This window comes from Mesorhizobium sp. WSM4847 (assembly GCF_055811335.1).
The window spans coordinates 79,809-97,687 of the sequence record NZ_JBVVPY010000005.1 but is presented as its reverse complement, the minus strand read 5'-3'; the positions used below and the strand labels follow the sequence as shown (position 1 = coordinate 97,687).

At 62.6% G+C, this 17,879-nt stretch carries 18 protein-coding genes; 11 read left to right on the top strand and 7 right to left on the bottom strand.

From position 1 onward, the window contains the following. Positions 1–111: 111 nt before the first annotated feature. The 4 genes from uvrA to AC0L28_RS08670 all read right to left on the bottom strand — a co-directional run bounded on the left by uvrA (position 112) and on the right by AC0L28_RS08670 (position 5,609). Positions 112–3,033: an excinuclease ABC subunit UvrA gene (gene uvrA / locus AC0L28_RS08685; RefSeq protein WP_473476788.1), complete on the bottom strand. Its 2,922-nt coding sequence runs from the start codon at positions 3,031–3,033 to the stop codon at positions 112–114. 1,104 nt (positions 3,034–4,137) lie between these two features. After that, the gene (locus tag AC0L28_RS08680) at positions 4,138–4,743 is read right to left on the bottom strand and encodes an ATP-dependent Clp protease proteolytic subunit (RefSeq protein ID WP_473476786.1); all 606 of its coding nucleotides are present in this window, start codon (positions 4,741–4,743) and stop codon (positions 4,138–4,140) included. Positions 4,744–4,764: 21 nt separating this feature from the next. Next, complete coding sequence (locus tag AC0L28_RS08675; RefSeq protein WP_473476783.1) at positions 4,765–5,259, bottom strand: SRPBCC family protein; 495 nt, start codon at positions 5,257–5,259, stop codon at positions 4,765–4,767. A 35-nt stretch (positions 5,260–5,294) separates the two neighbouring features. Further along, positions 5,295–5,609: an ArsR/SmtB family transcription factor gene (locus AC0L28_RS08670; protein WP_287214918.1), complete on the bottom strand. Its 315-nt coding sequence runs from the start codon at positions 5,607–5,609 to the stop codon at positions 5,295–5,297. A 235-nt stretch (positions 5,610–5,844) separates the two neighbouring features. On the opposite strand from AC0L28_RS08670, the gene AC0L28_RS08665 reads away from it, so the two are divergent. After that, positions 5,845–6,363, top strand: coding sequence for a single-stranded DNA-binding protein (locus AC0L28_RS08665; protein WP_091593708.1), 519 nt, complete (start codon positions 5,845–5,847; stop codon positions 6,361–6,363). Positions 6,364–6,494: 131 nt separating this feature from the next. After that, on the top strand, positions 6,495–6,920 hold the full coding sequence (locus AC0L28_RS08660; protein WP_287214922.1) for an OsmC family protein: 426 nt from the start codon (positions 6,495–6,497) through the stop codon (positions 6,918–6,920). Positions 6,921–7,007: 87 nt separating this feature from the next. Here the strand turns inward: AC0L28_RS08660 and AC0L28_RS08655 are convergent, their stop codons facing one another. Both AC0L28_RS08655 and AC0L28_RS08650 read right to left on the bottom strand, forming a co-directional pair. Beyond that, positions 7,008–7,637, bottom strand: coding sequence for a MarC family protein (locus AC0L28_RS08655; protein ID WP_287222143.1), 630 nt, complete (start codon positions 7,635–7,637; stop codon positions 7,008–7,010). 78 nt (positions 7,638–7,715) lie between these two features. Continuing rightward, entirely contained in the window at positions 7,716–8,252 is a 537-nt protein-coding gene (locus AC0L28_RS08650; protein WP_473476780.1) for a hypothetical protein, read from the bottom strand. Between the two features lie 85 nt (positions 8,253–8,337). Between AC0L28_RS08650 and AC0L28_RS08645 the strand changes: the two genes are divergently transcribed. After that, a complete protein-coding gene (locus AC0L28_RS08645) occupies positions 8,338–9,192 on the top strand; it encodes a helix-turn-helix transcriptional regulator (protein ID WP_473476778.1) in 855 nt (284 codons plus the stop codon). Between the two features lie 192 nt (positions 9,193–9,384). Further along, entirely contained in the window at positions 9,385–12,195 is a 2,811-nt protein-coding gene (gyrA, locus tag AC0L28_RS08640; protein WP_128168116.1) for a DNA gyrase subunit A, read from the top strand. 75 nt (positions 12,196–12,270) lie between these two features. Here the strand turns inward: gyrA and AC0L28_RS08635 are convergent, their stop codons facing one another. Then, positions 12,271–12,423: a hypothetical protein gene (locus AC0L28_RS08635; protein ID WP_128168117.1), complete on the bottom strand. Its 153-nt coding sequence runs from the start codon at positions 12,421–12,423 to the stop codon at positions 12,271–12,273. Positions 12,424–12,748: 325 nt separating this feature from the next. Between AC0L28_RS08635 and coaD the strand changes: the two genes are divergently transcribed. The 7 genes from coaD (at position 12,749) to AC0L28_RS08600 (ending at position 17,520) form a co-directional block, all read left to right on the top strand. Continuing rightward, positions 12,749–13,249 carry a pantetheine-phosphate adenylyltransferase gene (gene coaD / locus AC0L28_RS08630; protein WP_027151950.1) on the top strand — a complete coding sequence of 167 codons (501 nt, stop codon included), beginning with the start codon at positions 12,749–12,751 and terminating at the stop codon, positions 13,247–13,249. Positions 13,250–13,323: 74 nt separating this feature from the next. Continuing rightward, positions 13,324–13,914, top strand: coding sequence for a peptidylprolyl isomerase (locus tag AC0L28_RS08625; protein WP_128168118.1), 591 nt, complete (start codon positions 13,324–13,326; stop codon positions 13,912–13,914). A gap of 29 nt (positions 13,915–13,943) precedes the next feature. Further along, entirely contained in the window at positions 13,944–14,456 is a 513-nt protein-coding gene (locus tag AC0L28_RS08620; protein WP_091593716.1) for a peptidylprolyl isomerase, read from the top strand. Beyond that, positions 14,453–14,851: a hypothetical protein gene (locus AC0L28_RS08615; protein ID WP_128168119.1), complete on the top strand. Its 399-nt coding sequence runs from the start codon at positions 14,453–14,455 to the stop codon at positions 14,849–14,851. The genes AC0L28_RS08620 and AC0L28_RS08615 overlap by 4 nt, the downstream gene beginning before the upstream one ends. Positions 14,852–14,863: 12 nt before the next feature. Next, positions 14,864–15,976 carry a tRNA preQ1(34) S-adenosylmethionine ribosyltransferase-isomerase QueA gene (gene queA, locus AC0L28_RS08610; protein ID WP_473476773.1) on the top strand — a complete coding sequence of 371 codons (1,113 nt, stop codon included), beginning with the start codon at positions 14,864–14,866 and terminating at the stop codon, positions 15,974–15,976. Further along, on the top strand, positions 15,973–17,103 hold the full coding sequence (gene tgt / locus AC0L28_RS08605) for a tRNA guanosine(34) transglycosylase Tgt (protein ID WP_473476771.1): 1,131 nt from the start codon (positions 15,973–15,975) through the stop codon (positions 17,101–17,103). Before queA ends, tgt begins: the two co-directional genes overlap by 4 nt. 180 nt (positions 17,104–17,283) lie before the next feature. Beyond that, positions 17,284–17,520, top strand: a complete 237-nt coding sequence (locus AC0L28_RS08600; protein ID WP_027151945.1) for an Lrp/AsnC ligand binding domain-containing protein — start codon at positions 17,284–17,286, stop codon at positions 17,518–17,520. The last annotated feature ends 359 nt before the right edge of the window (positions 17,521–17,879 follow it).

Here is a 17,879-nt window from a genome sequence, read left to right as displayed (position 1 = left end):
GCGTAGGGCGCAAAGACGGCTTGCGTCAGCCGGACGACAGCATCAGGATCACCGGCAAGCGCTCTTCTGATCTTCATTTGAAGGTTCTTCCAAACGCCAGCCAGTCTTCACTCACTCCGCCGCTTCGCGCTTGCCTCCGGGGCGCCGCTCCAAAAGTTCCCTGAGGAACTGGCCGGTGTAGCTGCGTTTTTCGCGGACGATATCCTCCGGCGTGCCTGAGGCCACCAACTCGCCGCCGCCGTCGCCGCCCTCGGGACCGAGGTCGAGCACCCAGTCTGCGGTTTTAATCACCTCGAGATTGTGCTCGATGACGACCACCGTGTTGCCCTGGTCGACCAGCTCGTGCAGCACTTCCAAGAGCTTGGCGACGTCGTGGAAATGCAGGCCGGTGGTCGGCTCGTCGAGGATGTAGAGCGTCTTGCCGGTCGCCTTGCGCGACAGTTCCTTGGCCAGCTTGATGCGCTGCGCCTCGCCGCCCGACAAAGTCGTCGCCTGCTGGCCGACATGGATGTAGCCGAGGCCGACCTGCTTCAGCGTCTCCAGCTTGTCGCGCACGCCGGGCACGGCGGCGAAGAAATCGACGCCTTCCTCGACCGTCATGTCGAGCACGTCGGCAATCGACTTGCCCTTGAACAGGACGTCGAGCGTCTCTCTGTTGTAGCGCTTACCGTGGCAGACGTCGCAGGTGACATAGACGTCGGGCAAAAAGTGCATCTCGATCTTGATGACGCCGTCGCCCTGGCAGGCCTCGCAGCGGCCGCCCTTGACGTTGAACGAGAAGCGGCCTGGCTGATAGCCGCGCGCCTTGGACTCCGGCAGCCCGGCGAACCAGTCGCGGATCGGCGTGAAGGCGCCGGTATAGGTGGCGGGATTGGAGCGCGGCGTCCGCCCTATAGGCGACTGGTCGATATCGATGACCTTGTCGAGGAATTCGAGGCCCTCGATGCGGTCGTGCTCGGCCGGGTGCTCGCGCGAACCCCTGATGCGGCGCGACGCTGCCTTGAACAAGGTCTCGATCAGGAAGGTCGACTTGCCGCCGCCGGAGACGCCGGTGACGGCGGTGAAGGTGCCGAGCGGGATTTCGGCGGTAACATTCTTCAGATTGTTGCCGCGCGCGCCGACGATCTTCAGGCGCCGGTTCTTCTTGGCCTCGCGCCGCACCGCCGGCGTCGCCACTTCGAGCTCGCCGGACAGATATTTGCCGGTGATCGAGGCGGGGCTGGCCATGATCTGCTGCGGCGTTCCCTGCGCGATGATGTGGCCGCCGTGGATGCCGGCGGCCGGGCCGATATCGACGACATAGTCGGCATGCAGGATGGCGTCCTCGTCATGCTCGACGACGATCACCGTGTTGCCGATGTCGCGCAAATGCTTCAGCGTGTCGAGCAGGCGCGCATTGTCGCGCTGGTGCAGGCCGATCGACGGCTCGTCCAGCACATAGAGCACGCCGGTGAGGCCGGAGCCGATCTGCGAGGCCAGCCGAATGCGCTGGCTCTCGCCGCCCGACAGCGTGCCGGAATTGCGCGACAGCGTCAGGTAGTCGAGCCCGACATCGTTGAGGAAGCGCAGCCGCTCGCGGATTTCCTTGAGCACGCGCACCGCGATCTCGTTCTGCTTGTCGCTGAGTGCGGCGGGCAGCTCGGTGAACCATTGGTCGGCCTTGCGGATCGAAAGCTCGGTGACCTCGCCGATGTGCTTGCCGGCAATCTTCACCGCCAGCGCTTCCGGCTTCAGCCGGTAGCCGCGGCAGGCCGGGCAAGGCGTCGCCGACATGAAGCGCTCGATCTCCTCGCGCATCCAGGCGGATTCGGTTTCCTTCCACCGCCGTTCGAGATTGGGGATCACGCCTTCGAAGGTCTTTGTCGTCTGGTAGGAGCGCAGCCCGTCATCGTACTGGAAAGTGACCTCGCGCTCGCCGGTGCCGTGCAGGATGGCTTGCTTTGCCTCATCGCTCAGGTCGCGGAACTTGTCGCCGAGCTTGAAGCCATAAGCCTTGCCCAGCGCCTCGAGCGTCTGCACGTAATAGGGCGAGGTCGATTTCGCCCATGGGCTGACGGCGCCGGCGCGCAGCGACAGATTGTCGTCGGGCACGATCAGGCTGGCGTCGATGGCGCGCTGGCTGCCGAGGCCGTCGCAGGTCGGGCAGGCGCCGAACGGGTTGTTGAAGGAGAACAGCCTGGGCTCGATTTCGGGAATGGTGAAGCCGGACACCGGGCAGGCGAATTTTTCAGAGAACAGGATGCGCTCATGCGTCTCGTTCTTCGACTTGTTGACCGAATCCTCGCCGGTCTGGCTGGCGTCGAGCGGCCGGTCGGCGAATTCGGCCACCGCCAGCCCGTCGGCGAGCTTCAGCGCGGTCTCGATGGAATCGGCAAGCCGCGTCGCCAGATCGCCGCGCACGACGATGCGGTCGACGACGACGTCGAGGTCATGCTTGTACTTCTTGTCCAGCGCCGGCACGTCGGCGATTTCGTAAAAGACACCGTCGACCTTGACGCGCTGAAAACCCTTTTTCTGCAGCTCCAGCAGTTCCTTGCGGTATTCGCCTTTGCGGCCTCGCACCATCGGCGCCAGGATGAACAGACGCGTGCCGTCCTCGACCGCCAGCACGCGGTCGACCATCTGCGAAACCGTCTGGCTCTCGATCGGCAGGCCAGTGGCCGGCGAATAGGGGACGCCGACGCGCGCGAACAGCAGCCGCATATAGTCGTAGATCTCGGTGACGGTGCCGACCGTCGAGCGCGGGTTCTTCGACGTGGTCTTCTGCTCGATGGAGATGGCCGGCGACAAGCCGTCGATCTGGTCGACGTCAGGCTTCTGCATCATTTCGAGGAACTGCCGCGCATAGGCCGACAGGCTCTCGACGTAGCGGCGCTGACCCTCGGCATAGATGGTGTCGAAGGCGAGCGACGACTTGCCTGACCCCGACAGGCCGGTCATGACGATCAGGCTGTCGCGCGGCAGGTCGAGATCGACATTCTTCAGATTGTGTTCGCGCGCCCCGCGAATGGAAAGATATTTATGGTCGGCCATCGCCGCTCGCCGCCTCAGATCTGGAATCTCGTGGGATGGCGGGTTGTCCCGGCCATCTCCCATGTAGGTATTTTCGCCGCCGTTTCGAGAGAACTCTCGACCCAAGCCTTTAACCGTCTTTCGCGTGGGCGAGCAAGCGGAAAGAACAAAGGCCGAACACGCTCCTGACAAATGCGCCCACGTATCCACAGCCGACGTCGCGCTGCTCAAAATGGATGCAAATTTCGGATTCGCCACACAAGCGATCACGTTTTTGGTAAATCGGCTATCCAACTGTTGACGTCTACGCGTCAGGGAGTCAGACTCCAGACGTCACCGAAGCCGACTATCTTTCGATGGCCTCGCCGCCTAAGGCGGCCTGCACGAGTTGCAGGCTTTTGCGATATGCGCTTCGGCGACACCAGTCGCAATGGACAGAAGAGGAGAGCAGAGGAATGACTCCACCGGACAGTCCCTTGAGGCTCCACATGTCGTTGGAGCCGCGGCAGGCATAAGTGCCAGGGCCAGGCGTATGCGCCGCCCGACAAACCGTGACCTGCCGATCCCAATGAAAATCAGAGACTACTAGTCGGATCGTCGGCCGAACCCCGCGAAGCATCCGAGATCGAAAGCCGGCAGTGCGCTCCCGGCAATTGGATTTCAGATCCAAGAAAGCCCCGACCGTTTGCGGAAGCAGCGGCGGGGCTATTCGATTCAGTGGCGCAAGCGCAGCACGAATGCCGACACTCCTGACATTGTGGCAGCGATGATGGACGATGTGCCATCGCCGGGGGTGGTAATAGCGCGGTCTTGCCTTCTCCCCTTGTGGGAGAAGGTGGATTGGCGCGCAGCGCCAAGACGGTTAAGGGGTGTTGGACGGAGTGCTCTTGGTGCCAAGCTGGAGCACCCCTCATCCGCCCGAGCTTCGCTCGGCCACCTTCTCCCACAAGGGGAGAAGGGGAGCCCGCCGTGCCGCGACGGCGATACCGACAATCAGCCGGTTCAAGCAAATGCGTGAAATCCTGCACATCGGCGGACTGTATTGCCGCACTCTGGCCGAAGCCAGATCGGTGGCGATCAAACTGGCCGAACGGCCTGGCTGCTATCGCTCATGGCGTTCGGCTTTCAAGCCGCCTGTTTGCGGGTATCAAAAATATGATCGACAAGGCCCCAGGTCTTTGCCTCCGCGGCGGTCATGAAATGGTCGCGGTCGAGCGTGCGTTCGACCTCTTCGAACGTGCGACCGCAATGGTGCGCGTAAAGCTCGGTCATGCGCCGCTTGGTCCTGAGGATGCCTTCGGCGTGGCGCTGGATGTCGGAGGCCTGGCCCTGGAAACCGCCTGACGGCTGGTGCAGCAGGATGCTGGTGTTGGGCAGCGCGATGCGTCGCCCCGGGGTGCCGGCCATCAGCAGGAAGGAGGCCATCGACGCAGCAAAGCCCATGCAGACGGTCGATACCGGACTGCTTATATACTGCATCGTGTCGTAGATGGCGAAACCGCTGGTCACCACGCCGCCCGGCGAATTGATGTAGAGGGAAATCTCCTTATCGGGATTGTCGGATTCCAGCGACAGGAGCTGGGCACAGACCAGCGCCGACACATTGTCGTCGATCGGACCGTTGATGAAGACGATGCGCTCGCGCAACAGCCGCGAAAAAATGTCGAAGGCGCGTTCGCCGCGGCTCGACTGCTCGATCACCATCGGCACCAGATTGGCAAAACCGCTCATCGCTTTTCTCCGTTGTGCTGCTCAGGCCGCGCGCAGGACGAGGCGAGGCGTGTTTGCGGCTATGGCCTGTCTGGGGTTTTGTGCGTTGAGCGAAAGCCGGCAACCGGCGCCGGCAACCGCAGGCGTAGCTACCCGCGCAAATCCCCCGTGGACGATGCGCAGATGCGTGCCGCCCGACACGGTGCGGTCGAGCGTGAAGGTGACAATGCTATCCATTGGGCTATCCATTGGGCTATCCGTTGGGCTGTCACGCGGGCTGGTGAGCGGATCCGCAGCGTTGCCAGGCGCTGGCCGCTCCCGCCAGGAGTAGCGCAGCAGGCGTTCGGGCTCGGCGTCGAGGATTTCGCACTCGATCGGTGCATCCGCCTTGGCAAAGGCAAAGCGGCTGCCGATCTCGGGCTTGATGTCGTTCGGCATCATCCAGGCCGCGAGCAGGTCCGGCACCGTCAGCGCCCGCCACACTTTTTCCGGCGGGTCTGGAAGCTCGCACTCGAACTCGATCGAGTCTGCCGTCATGTCTGAATGCTGTTTTTCTGAATGCTGTTTTGCCGTCATTGGTCCATATCCTTCAAAACCGCCTTGAGCCGTTCGATACGCTCGGGCCAGAACGCACGGTAACGCTCGATCCAGCCAAGCAGTGGGTCGAGCCCTTGCGGATCGGCGCGATAATAGGCGTTGCGGCCGGCTCGTCGCTCGGCCACCAGGCCGGCGCCGCGCAGCACTGCGAGATGCTGCGAGACCGCCGGTTGCGACACGCTCATGCCGCTGCGCAGTTCCGATACGGTCATCTCGCCGGCGGCGAGCCGTTCGTAGACGGCGCGGCGCGTCGGGTCGGCAAGCGCTCGAAAAATCTCGGCTTCGATCATAGCAAAGCATAAGTCTACACTTATTGATTTGGCAAGCAGTCTTTTCGCGCCCATATGGAACGGCACGGCGGAACCCATCGATTGCTGACATTCCTTGACAAAACGGATTGATGGTTTTAGAACGAAAAGAGAACAAAAACCTTGTGGGAAAAGCCAGCCACGGCAGGCGGGGAATGTCCGCAGTCTATAAGGTGAGAGCGAGAAAATTTGTTTCGGATGAGCGCGGAGAAGTATCATGGCGGGTAGCGTCAACAAGGTCATTCTGGTGGGCAATCTCGGGGCGGACCCGGAAATCCGCCGTTTGAATTCGGGTGAGCCGGTCGTCAACATCCGCGTCGCCACGTCGGAAAGCTGGCGCGACAAGACTTCCGGCGAGCGCAAGGAAAAGACCGAGTGGCACAATGTCGTGATCTTCAACGAGCAACTCGCCAAGGTCGCCGAGCAGTATCTGAAGAAGGGTGCCAAGGTTTATGTCGAGGGCCAGTTGCAGACGCGCAAATGGCAGGACCAGACCGGCAATGACCGCTACACGACCGAAATCGTGCTGCAGAAATTCCGTGGGGAACTGCAGATGCTCGACGCACGCGGGCAGGGCGAGGGCGGTCAGGTCGGCAGCTATGCCGGTGGCGGCAGCAGCCGCGGTTCCGATTTCGGCCAGTCCGGCCCGGGCGAGAGTCTCAATCGCGGCGGCGGTGGCGGCAACAAGGGTGGCGGTGGTTCGTCGCGCGAACTCGACGACGAAATTCCGTTCTGATCCCTCGGAGCGAGCGGCTCTGCGCCAACTGACACCCAGCTATTTGAGGCCACGCATTGGCGTCCCGAAATCTGTCTCGGATTTTCGGGACGTTGTGCGTTTGAGCGGTGTGCGGTGAAAGGACGTATCAGGTGAAAGCACGGGTCAAATGGGTCGAGGAGCGCACTTTCGTCGGCGAGTCCGGCAGCGGTCACAAGATGGTGCTGGGAACCGCGTTCGGACCGGATGGCAAGACGCCGGGGCCGAGCCCTATGGAACTGGTGCTGCTCGGCACTGGCGGCTGCTCGGCCTATGATGTCGTCCACATTCTCGAAAAGGGCCGCGAGGCGGTCGAGGACTGCGTGGTCGAACTCGATGCCGACCGGGCGGAGAAGGAGCCGCGGGTGTTCACCCGCATCCATATGCATTTCATCGTCAAGGGCCGCGCGCTTTCGCATGACAAGGTCAGGCGGGCAATCGATCTTTCGATCGAAAAATACTGCTCGGCCTCGGCAATGATGGCCAAGACCGCCGAGATCACCCACGACTTCGAAGTTATTGATACGACGGCGAAGTAGGATAGCGCCCGCCAGTGGCGGTTCGTTGCGCGAGATGGACAACGAAAATGACGGCCTCGGCAATCAAGCGCGAGGCCGCTTTCATTTTCATGCTGCCATCAACGCCTTGACGCCGTCGGCGACAAACTGCACGGCAAGCGCCGCCAGGATGACGCCGAGTAGCCGGGTCAGGATCGAGCGGCCGGTCTGGCCGAGGACCCGGTCGATGCGCTCGGCCAGCACGAACACCAGGTAAGTGATGACAAGGCAGATCGCGATGATGCCGACAAGGGCTGCCTGCGCGCCAAAACCTGGAAACGAGCCGGACAGCAGGACGGTCGCTGAAATTGCGCCCGGACCGGCGATCAGCGGGATCGCCAGCGGAAAGGCGGCGATGTTGTGGATCATGTCCTTGGTGATGGCGACGTCGCCGATCTTTTCCTTGCGGTCCTGCCGGCGCTCGAACACCATTTCGAAGGCGATGAAGAACAGCAGGAACCCGCCGGCGACGCGGAACGCCGGCAGCGTGATGCCGAACACCGACAGGATCGATGCGCCGGCGATTGCAAACACCGCCATCACCAGGAAAGCGATGATCGAGGCACGCACGGAAACCTGGTTGCGCTCCTCGCGGTTCATGCCGCGCGTCACGGCGAGGAAGAGCGGCGCCAGGCCAGGCGGGTCGATGGTCACCAGAATGGTGACGAAGGCGTTGAACAGGCTGTCGAAGCTCGGCATCTCTGACCCTCCCCGCCGGGCCGTGCCCGAGATCCCAGCATTGGTAGAGCAAAGCGGCGTCAGGGGGAACCGTGCAGGTCAGGCGCTGGCGACGCGCCGCGCCAGGAACTCGACTTCGAGCCGCCAGGTCGCGCCATCGTCCTGCGAGCGTTCGCCCAGCCAGCGGAACGAATTTTCGGTGATCCGAGAAAAGCTCCAGCGCACCGAGGCGCCGGTGCCGTCGGCGCCTTGCTGGACGATGGTGTCGCCCTCGGCGCGGCCGAGCTGGCGGCTGTAATACTGGGTGCGCGGATCGCTCCAGAAAATATGCCAGGCGTCGACGCCGGGGTCATAGACGCGCAGTGTCGTGCCATAAAAGGTCCATTTGCCGAGCGAGTTCTGTGCGCCACTGTTCCGCGCGGGCAAGATCCATACGTCCTGGATCGCGCAGCCCTCGAGCACCCAGCCGAAATGCACCTCGCCGCGTCCGGTCAGCACCTGGCCGTCTTCGAGATGGCGCGTGGCATCGAACGTCCAGGCGCCGACGAAGCGGCCGTAAAGGTTCAGTTTTTCGGCAAGGCCTGCGGATGGCCCGTCACTGTGCAGGGCTTCGGCAAAGGAGGATGAATTGAACATGGTTTCTGCCCACATTGTCAGGAGACCGGGAAGAATAGGCCCTGGCAGTCTTCTTGCGCTTGGGAAAAATTGCTATCTTTCGACCATGACGAGGAGCGTGCATACACTGGCGTCGGGAGAAGGCTGGCGGGTGTCGGACGTGGTCTGCACTGCCGGCGTCGCTGATCGCCCGTTCGAGGAAGAGCATCGCAACTTCTGCGTCGCAGTGGTGACCAACGGCACCTTCCGCTACCGCGCACGCCAGGGCACGGCGATGTTGACGCCGGGCGCAATTCTGCTCGGCAACCCGCGCACTTGCTACGAGTGTGGGCACGAGCATGGCGCCGGCGACCGCTGCATCTCCTATCATTTCAGCCCGGCCTATATGGAGCAGATCGTCGCCGATGTGCCGGGCGCGAAGAAGCTGGCCTTCAAGACGCCGCTTCTGCCGCCCTTGCCGGCGCTGGCACGGCTGCTGGCCGAGGCGGAAGCCGCGCGCGAGATGGCCGACATCGAGGCGTTCGAGGAACTCGGACTGCGGATTGCCGGCGCAGCCGTCGCCTCCGGTGTCACGTCCGCTGCCCGGTCACCGAGCCGCCGCGATCAGAAACGCGTTGCGGAGGCGGTGCGGCGCATCGAAAAGGATGCCGAAAGGCCGGTCTCGCTCGCCGAGCTTGCAAGCGAAACGGCGACCAGTCCTTATCATTTCCTGCGCAGCTTCCGGCATGTCGCGGGCATGACGCCCTACCAGTTCGTGCTGAAAACCCGGCTGCACAGGGCGGCGGTGCGGCTGCGCATGTCGGACGAGGCGATCTCGACGATCGCCTTCGAAGCTGGGTTCAACGATTTGTCGACCTTCAACCGCCGTTTCCGCCGCGTGATGGGGGAGGCGCCCGGTGCCTACCGGCTCCGGCGGCGAGGCGATAAATTGCCGAACGCGTCCGTGGTTCCGGCTTTGTGAAGCAAAAAATTGGCCTGACAATGAGCTTTGCCTCGGCGGCCATGAAAGCGCCTCGGCCATATCGTCGCAATCAGTGATATCCTTTTGAAATCACCACAAAAACCGCCACTGGAAAACTGCCGCGGACGTTGGAGTTTCGGCCCGGCTTCCTATATAAGCACCGAGTGATTCCCGATTTGATTGTGACCTGATTTGACCGACCAGAAGACACCGCGCGGCGCTGACGGCGGCCCCACCGGCATCGAGCCGATATCCATAATCGAGGAGATGCAGCGCTCCTATCTCGATTACGCGATGAGCGTGATCGTCAGCCGTGCGCTGCCCGACGTGCGCGACGGGTTGAAGCCGGTGCATCGCCGCATCCTCTACGCCGCCCATGAGAGCGGCTACCACTGGAACCGCAAATATGTGAAGTCGGCTCGCCCGGTCGCCGACGTGATGGGTAAATACCATCCGCATGGCGACGCCTCGATCTACGACGCCTTGGTGCGGATGGCGCAGGACTGGTCGCTACGCGTGCCGCTGATCGACGGGCAGGGCAATTTCGGCTCGATCGACGGCGATCCGCCGGCGGCGATGCGTTACACCGAATCGCGGCTGACCAAGGTCGCGCATGAGTTGCTGGAAGACATCGACAAGGACACCGTCGATTTCCAGGACACTTATGATGCGTCCGGCAGCGAACCGAAAGTCCTGCCGGCGCGCTTTCCGAACCTGTTGGTCAACGGCTCCGGCGGCATCGCCGTCGGCATGGCCACCAACATCCCGCCGCACAATCTTGGCGAGGTCTGCAACGGCGCCATCGCCCTCATCGACAATCCGGCGATCGATCTGCCGGCGCTGATGGAGATTATTCCAGGGCCGGATTTCCCGACCGGCGGCATCGTGCTCGGCCGCTCCGGCATCTACAGCGCCTATTCGACCGGCCGCGGCTCGATCGTCATGCGCGGCCGCGTCAACGTCGAGGCGCGCGGCAACGACCGTGAATCGATCGTCATCACCGAAGTTCCCTACCAGGTGAACAAATCATCGATGATCGAGAAGATGGCCGAGCTGGTGCGCGACAAGCGCATCGAAGGCATTTCCGATATCCGCGACGAGAGCGACCGCCAGGGCTACCGTGTCGTCATCGAACTGAAGCGCGACGCGGTCGCCGACGTCATCCTCAACCAACTCTACCGTTTCACGCCGCTGCAGACGTCGTTCGGCGCCAATATGGTGGCGCTGAACGGCGGCAAGCCGGAATTGCTGACGCTGATCGACATGCTGAAGGCGTTCGTCGCCTTCCGCGAGGACGTGATCAGCCGGCGCACGAAATTCCTGCTGCGCAAGGCGCGCGACCGTGCCCATGTGCTGGTCGGCCTTGCCATAGCCGTCGCCAACATCGACGAGGTGATAAAGCTGATCCGCAGCGCGCCGGATCCGCAGACGGCGCGCGAGCAGTTGATGGAGCGGCGCTGGCCCTCCGGCGACGTCGAATCGCTGATCCTGCTGATCGACGATCCGCGCCACCGCATCAACGAGGACGGCACCTACAATCTGTCCGAGGAACAGGCGCGCGCCATCCTCGAACTGCGCCTGCAGCGGCTGACCGCGCTCGGCCGCGACGAGATCGCCGACGAGTTGAACACGATCGGCGCGGAAATTGTTGATTATCTTGACATTTTGTCGTCCCGCGCGCGCATCCAGCAGATCGTCAAGGACGAGCTTGCCGCCGTGCGCGACGAGTTCGGCACGCCGCGCCGCACCGAGCTGTCCGAGGGCGGGGCGGATATGGAAGACGAGGACCTGATCCAGCGCGAGGACATGGTCGTGACGGTCAGCCATTCCGGCTATATCAAGCGTGTGCCGTTGTCGCTCTATCGGGCGCAGCGCCGCGGCGGCAAGGGCCGCTCCGGCATGTCGACCAAGGAAGAGGATTTCGTCACCCGGCTGTTTGTCGCCAATACGCACACGCCGGTGCTGTTCTTCTCCTCGCGCGGCATCGTCTACAAGGAAAAGGTGTGGCGCCTGCCGATCGGCAACCCGCAGTCGCGCGGCAAGGCGCTGATCAACATGCTGCCGCTGGAGCAGGGTGAACGCATCACCACCATCATGCCGCTGCCCGAGGACGAGACCAGCTGGGGCGAGCTCGACGTGATGTTCGCCACGACGCGCGGCACGGTGCGCCGCAACAAGCTGTCGGATTTCGTCCAGGTCAACCGCAACGGCAAGATCGCTATGAAGCTGGAAGAGGAGGGCGACGAGATACTCGGCGTCGAGACCTGCACCGACAATGACGACGTGCTGCTGACTGCAAGCTCCGGCCAGTGCATACGCTTCTCGGTCAGCGACGTGCGCGTTTTCCAGAGCCGCAACTCGGTCGGCGTGCGCGGCATCGCCATGGCTGCCAGCGACCGGGTGATCTCGATGGCGGTGATCGAACATGTCGATGCGTCGCCGGCCGAGCGCGCCGCTTATCTCAAGCGGGTGGCGGCCGAACGGCGGCTCGCCGCCGGCATTGCGGCGGGCGAGGACGAAGACTTCCAGCTCACCAATGAGGAGGTCGGCGAGGAGACGGAGCTTTCCGACGAGCGCTACGAATTCCTCAAGGCACACGAGCAGTTTGTGCTGACGGTGACGGAATATGGCTACGGCAAGCGCTCGTCTTCCTATGATTTCCGCCAGATAGGGCGCGGCGGCAAGGGCATCCGCGCCACCGATGTGTCGAAAGTGGCTGAGATCGGCCGCCTGGTGGCGACTTTCCCGGTCGGCAATGACGACCAGATCATGCTTGTCTCGGATGGCGGCACCGTCATCCGGGTGCCGGTCAACGGAATTCGCTTCGCCAGCCGCGCCACCAAGGGCGTAACCATCTTCAACACGGCCGACGGCGAGAAGGTCGTTTCGGTGGAGCGGATAACGGAACCGCAGTCGGACGAGGAAGCCGAAGAGAGTGTCGAGGGCGACGCAACTCTGGATACCGGTATCGAAGGCGCTGGCTCGGACAATAACGCCGAGTAGGTCTTGAACGCCGAGTAGGTCTTGATGGGCGATGCCGGCCCGATGGACCGGCGCCGTCAACAGGGGGCGACCGGTCTAGAAGTGGCGTGAAGGCTTGCGGATACCGAAGCCTCCGAATCGCTTGGCATTGGACTTGGCGCGGACGCGCTCTGCTTCCTGATGCAGCCCGAATACGGTGGCGATCAGCATGGCGACGGTCATTGCGGTGGCGAGCATGTAGATCAGCATGTGCGTGTTCTCCTGCACCTAGCAACGATCAAATGGGATTTTGGTTTCATCTTCTGAAGCTGCAATCTAATGAAGGCTGCGTGAAGCCATCGTGATCGGCCCATTCATTGGTCGTTCATCTCGGCCAAAAGGTTCACTCAAAGCGCATCGCGATTACCGTGGCTCAGGCGATGCGCTTTGAAGTCCTGTTTTGGGTGGATGCCGTTGTTCCAAACGGCTGTGCACCTCGGGTCAGGCCCCGAAGGCAGGCGTTTGCGGCGACTTGCATTGGCGGCTCGCCGATCGGATTTGCCTTTGCGAGAGAGGCTCGCTAGAAGCACCTGCCATGACCGAACGCATCGCCCTTTATGCCGGCTCCTTCGACCCGCCGACCAACGGCCATCTCGACGTGCTGAAGGCGTCGCTGGCTGTGGCGGACACCGTCTATGCAGCGATCGGCATTCATCCCGGCAAGAAACCGCTGTTCTCGTTCGAGGAGCGGGTCGGCCTCATCGAAGCTGCGACGAAGGCCGAATTCGGCCGCGACGGCGCGCGCATCAAGGTCGTCGCTTTCGACGGGCTGGTCATCGACGCTGCCAGGAAGCAGGGCGCCTCGATCATGATCCGTGGCCTGCGCGACGGCACCGATCTCGACTACGAGATGCAGATGGCCGGTATGAACGAGACCATGGCGCCGGAACTGCAGACGGTTTTTCTGCCCGCCAGCCCTTCGGTGCGAACCATTACCGCCACACTTGTCCGTCAGATAGCCTCGATGGGCGGCGACATTCGCCCCTTCGTGCCGGCGGCCGTGGCTGGCGCACTCACCGCCAAATTTGCGAAATAATGCATGTCGCCCAAACGTGGAACCCGGTTTGGGGCAACGACATGCGTGAAACAAAGGTTTTCGGAGAAAGATCCATGCAGCTCAAAAGGCTCGCCACCTGTTTTGTCGTTCTTTTCGGTCTTGTGACCGCCTCCGTTTCGGCGTTCGCCGCCGATCCGGAAAACACGATAATCATCACGCTTAAGGACGGCGACGTGACCGTCGCGCTCAGGCCCGATCTCGCGCCGAAGCATGTCGAGCAGATCAAGAAGCTGGTGCGCCAGGGCGCTTATGACAACGTCGCTTTCCACCGTGTCATCGACGGCTTCATGGCGCAGACCGGCGACGTGAAGTTCGGCAACATGAAGAACGGCTTCAGCGCCGACGCTGTCGGCACCGGCGGTTCCGATCTTCCCGACCTGCCGGCCGAATTCTCTCAGACCGAGCGCTATCAGCGCGGCGTGGTCGGGATGGCCCGCTCGCAGGACCCGGATTCCGCCAATTCGCAGTTCTTCATCATGTTCGCGCCGGCGCCGCCGCTCGATGGCCAGTACACCATCGTCGGCAATGTCGAGAACGGCATGGAGTTGGTGGACAAGATCAAGAAAGGCGACGCGGCGCAGAACGGGGTCGTCACCGATCCCGATCGCATGATCAAGGTGCGCATCGCCGCCGACGGCAAGTAAACCCATTTATTTCAAAAGGATATTCTGACATGGCCGAGATCAAGGACCGCGAGAACGCGCTCATCATGGAAACGACCAAGGGCAAGGTCGTCATCGAACTGTTTCCCGATCTGGCGCCTGGCCATGTCGGCCGCATCAAGGAACTGGCGCGCGAAGGCGCTTATGACGGCGTGGTGTTCCACCGCGTCATCGACGGTTTCATGGCACAGACCGGCGACGTGAAATTCGGCAATTCCAGCAAACCCTCTTTCGCACCGGCGCGTGCCGGCACCGGCGGCTCCGACAAGCCCGACCTGAAGGCGGAGTTCTCCAACGCCAACCATGGCCGCGGCACCTGCTCGATGGCGCGCTCGCAGAACCCGAACTCGGCCAATTCGCAATTCTTCATCTGCTTCGACGATGCCGCCTTCCTCAACCGCCAATACACGGTCTGGGGCCAGGTCATCGAAGGCATGGACAATGTCGACAAGATCAAGCGCGGCGAGCCGGTGCCGGATCCCGACAAGATCGTGTCGCTGAAGGTGGCGGCCGACGTAAAATGACCTACCGAGCTGTCGCGGCGATCACTCTGATGCTTGTCGCGGCGGCTACTCCGGCGCTGGCGACAGAATCGATTGTTTGCAGCGCTGAGGGCAACGCGGCATCGATCGACGTCCTGATGGGGCACACTGCCGTCATCGCGGTTGCGCGCGTATGGCTTGATGCCGGCGGCAGGAACTGGACCACCGACGGTCAGCCGGGTTCGACGAAAGTCATCGTCGGACAGGCATTCGAGGACGACCAGCAGATGGCGATCGATCTCACCGATGAGGGCATCAGCTCGATCGTAGCCAAATTGCGACTGGTCAAGGCCAGCGAACAGTCCAATTTCGCAATGGGCGGCACGCTGAGCATCGACGGTGTTGGCGCCTGGGCGGTGACCTGCCCGGAATTTTGAGGCGGGGTTTTCTTGCGCGTCGATCTATTCGACTTCGATCTGCCGGAGGAGCGCATCGCGCTTCGACCGGCGGAACCGCGCGACAGCGCCAAAATGCTGGTTGTCAGACCGGGTGAGGGACTTGAGGACCGGACGGTGCGCGAGCTGCCGTCGCTGCTCGAGACCGGTGACGTGCTGGTCTTCAACGACACCAAGGTCATTCCGGCACAGTTGAAGGGCATCAGGCGGCGCGGCGAAGCGGCGGCGCAAATCGAAGCCACGCTGCACATGCGGGTGGCGCCGGACCGCTGGCTGGCTTTCATGCGGCCGGGCAAGCGCATCGCCGCCGGTGACCGCATCCATTTCGGCCATGACGCCAATTCCTGCTTTCTCGGCCAGCTCGATGCCACGGTGATCGAAAAAGGCGAGGCCGGCGAGGCTTTGCTTGGTTTTGACCTCTCAGGTGCGTTTCTCGACGAGGCGCTGCACGCCGTCGGCCACATTCCGCTGCCGCCTTATATCGCTTCGAAGCGCGACGACGACGAACGCGACCGCAGCGACTACCAGACCATATATGCCAGGGACGAGGGGGCTGTGGCTGCCCCCACTGCCGGCCTGCATTTCACGCCCGAGCTTTTCGCCGCCCTCGATGCCAAGGGCGTCGAACGGCGCTTCGTCACCCTGCATGTCGGCGCCGGCACGTTCCTGCCGGTGAAAGTCGACGACACCGCCGATCACAAGATGCATGCCGAGATCGGTTCGGTCAGTCCGGAAACCGCCAGGGCGCTGAACGCGGCAAAGGCGCGTGGCGGGCGCATCATCGCCGTCGGCACGACATCGTTACGCCTGCTGGAGAGCGCCGCGCGGAAGGACGGCATGCTGGCTGGATGGTCGGGTCCGACCGATATCTTCATCACACCCGGCTATCGCTTCAAGGCCGCCGACATGCTGATGACCAATTTCCATCTGCCGCGCTCGACGCTGTTCATGCTGGTTTCGGCGTTTTGCGGTCTGGAAACGATGCGTGCGGCCTATGCGCATGCCATCGAGAATCGCTACAGGTTCTACTCCTACGGAGATGCAAGTCTGCTGCTCAAGCAGGAGAACGATGGACGCGCGCCCGGTATAGAACAAGGAATTCAATGACTAAAGCGTTCACCTTCAAGGTTCTGGCGACCGACGGCAAAGCGCGGCGCGGCTCCATCACCATGCCGCGCGGAGAAATCCGTACGCCGGCCTTCATGCCGGTCGGCACCGGCGGCACGGTCAAGACCATGTATATGGATCAGGTGCGCGGCGTCGGCTCGGACATCATCCTTGGCAACACCTATCATCTGATGCTGCGGCCGGGCGCCGAGCGTGTGGCGCGGCTTGGCGGTCTGCATGAATTCGCCCGCTGGCCGCACCCGATCCTGACCGACAGCGGCGGCTTCCAGGTGATGTCGCTGTCGAAGCTGAGGAAACTGACCGAAAAGGGCGTCACCTTCCGCTCCCATATCGACGGCGCCGCCTATGAGATGTCGCCCGAGCGCTCGATCGAAATCCAGGGACTGCTCGGCGCCGACATTCAGATGCAGCTCGACGAATGCACCGCGCTGCCGGCCATGGAGAAGGAGATCGAGCGGGCGATGGAGCTGTCGCTGCGCTGGGCCGAGCGTTGCAGGACGGCGTTCGGCGACCAGCCGGGCAAGGCGATGTTCGGCATCGTCCAGGGCGGCGACATAGCGGCCCTGCGGCTGCGCTCGGCGCAGGCGCTGAAAGCGATGGACCTCAAGGGCTACGCGATTGGCGGGCTGGCGGTCGGCGAGCCGCAGGCGGTGATGCTCGAAATGCTCGACATCACCTGCCCGGAGCTGCCGGCGGGCAGGCCGCGCTATCTGATGGGTGTCGGCACGCCCGACGACATATTGAAATCGGTGGCGCGCGGCATCGACATGTTCGATTGCGTGATGCCGACACGCGCCGGCCGTCATGGCCTCGCCTATACAAGGCGCGGCAAGGTCAATCTGCGCAACGCCCGCCATGCCGACGATCGGCGGCCGCTGGACGAGGAGAGCGACTGCCCGGCCGCCAGAGGTTATTCACGCGCCTACCTGCATCATCTGGTCCGCTCGCAAGAGGCGTTGGGAGCGATGCTTCTGACCTGGAACAATCTTTCCTACTACCAGAAGCTGATGCAGGATATTCGTGCCGCCATCGAAGCCGGCGCGTTCGAGGCGCGGGCGGCAGAGATTTCCGAGGGCTGGGCTAGGGGCGATATCCCGGCGATGTGATCGAGCCCTCAGGTGCTCAGCAGAGATGCACGGTTTCAGCGCCCGCGTACATCCGCCGTTTGGCTGCACTAAGGCTTCCCCCAGGTCGGTTTCTGCCTGAGCGCTGTCCTGATGCTTGAAAGCCGGGCGGCAGTCTGCCACAAGGGCGGCCTAAGCGGGCAAGCTGAGCAGGATCGGGCAATGAAGGCATTTTTCGTGCAGATAAAGTGCGATCTGGGCAAGTCCTATGACGTTGCCGGCGCATTGGCCGATGCCGAGATCGCCTCGGAAATCTACTCGACAGCCGGCGACTACGATCTGCTCGCCAAATTCTATGTCGACGACGATGAAGACATCGGCCACTTCGTCAACGAGAAGGTGCAGATTCTTCCCGGCATCAAGGACACGTTTACGGTCGTCACCTTCCGGGCGTTCTGAGAGACCGTTTGGAAACTCTACTCTGGCGGCCATCTGATGGCGTTTTCTGCGCTTCCGGTGCTCACGGACCAGCGCATGACCCCGGAAACCGATTTCGGTTTCCGGAAAGGATCATGCGCAAATGCAGTGTGTTAGAGCGTCCTTTGCGCGTCCAATTGGACGCGCGGCGCTCTAATGTCCGCTGCTCGCCGGTTCTCGAAACCACCACCATATGACTCGCCAGAGCGAATTTCGAAACAGTCTCTGAGCGACGCCTGCCACCTGCCCGGGCACAAGGCAAAGCCTGACCCAGCCATATCGGCGCTGCCCTAATTTTAGGCAGGTCGCGACATACTGATCGCCAACATCCTCCAAATCAC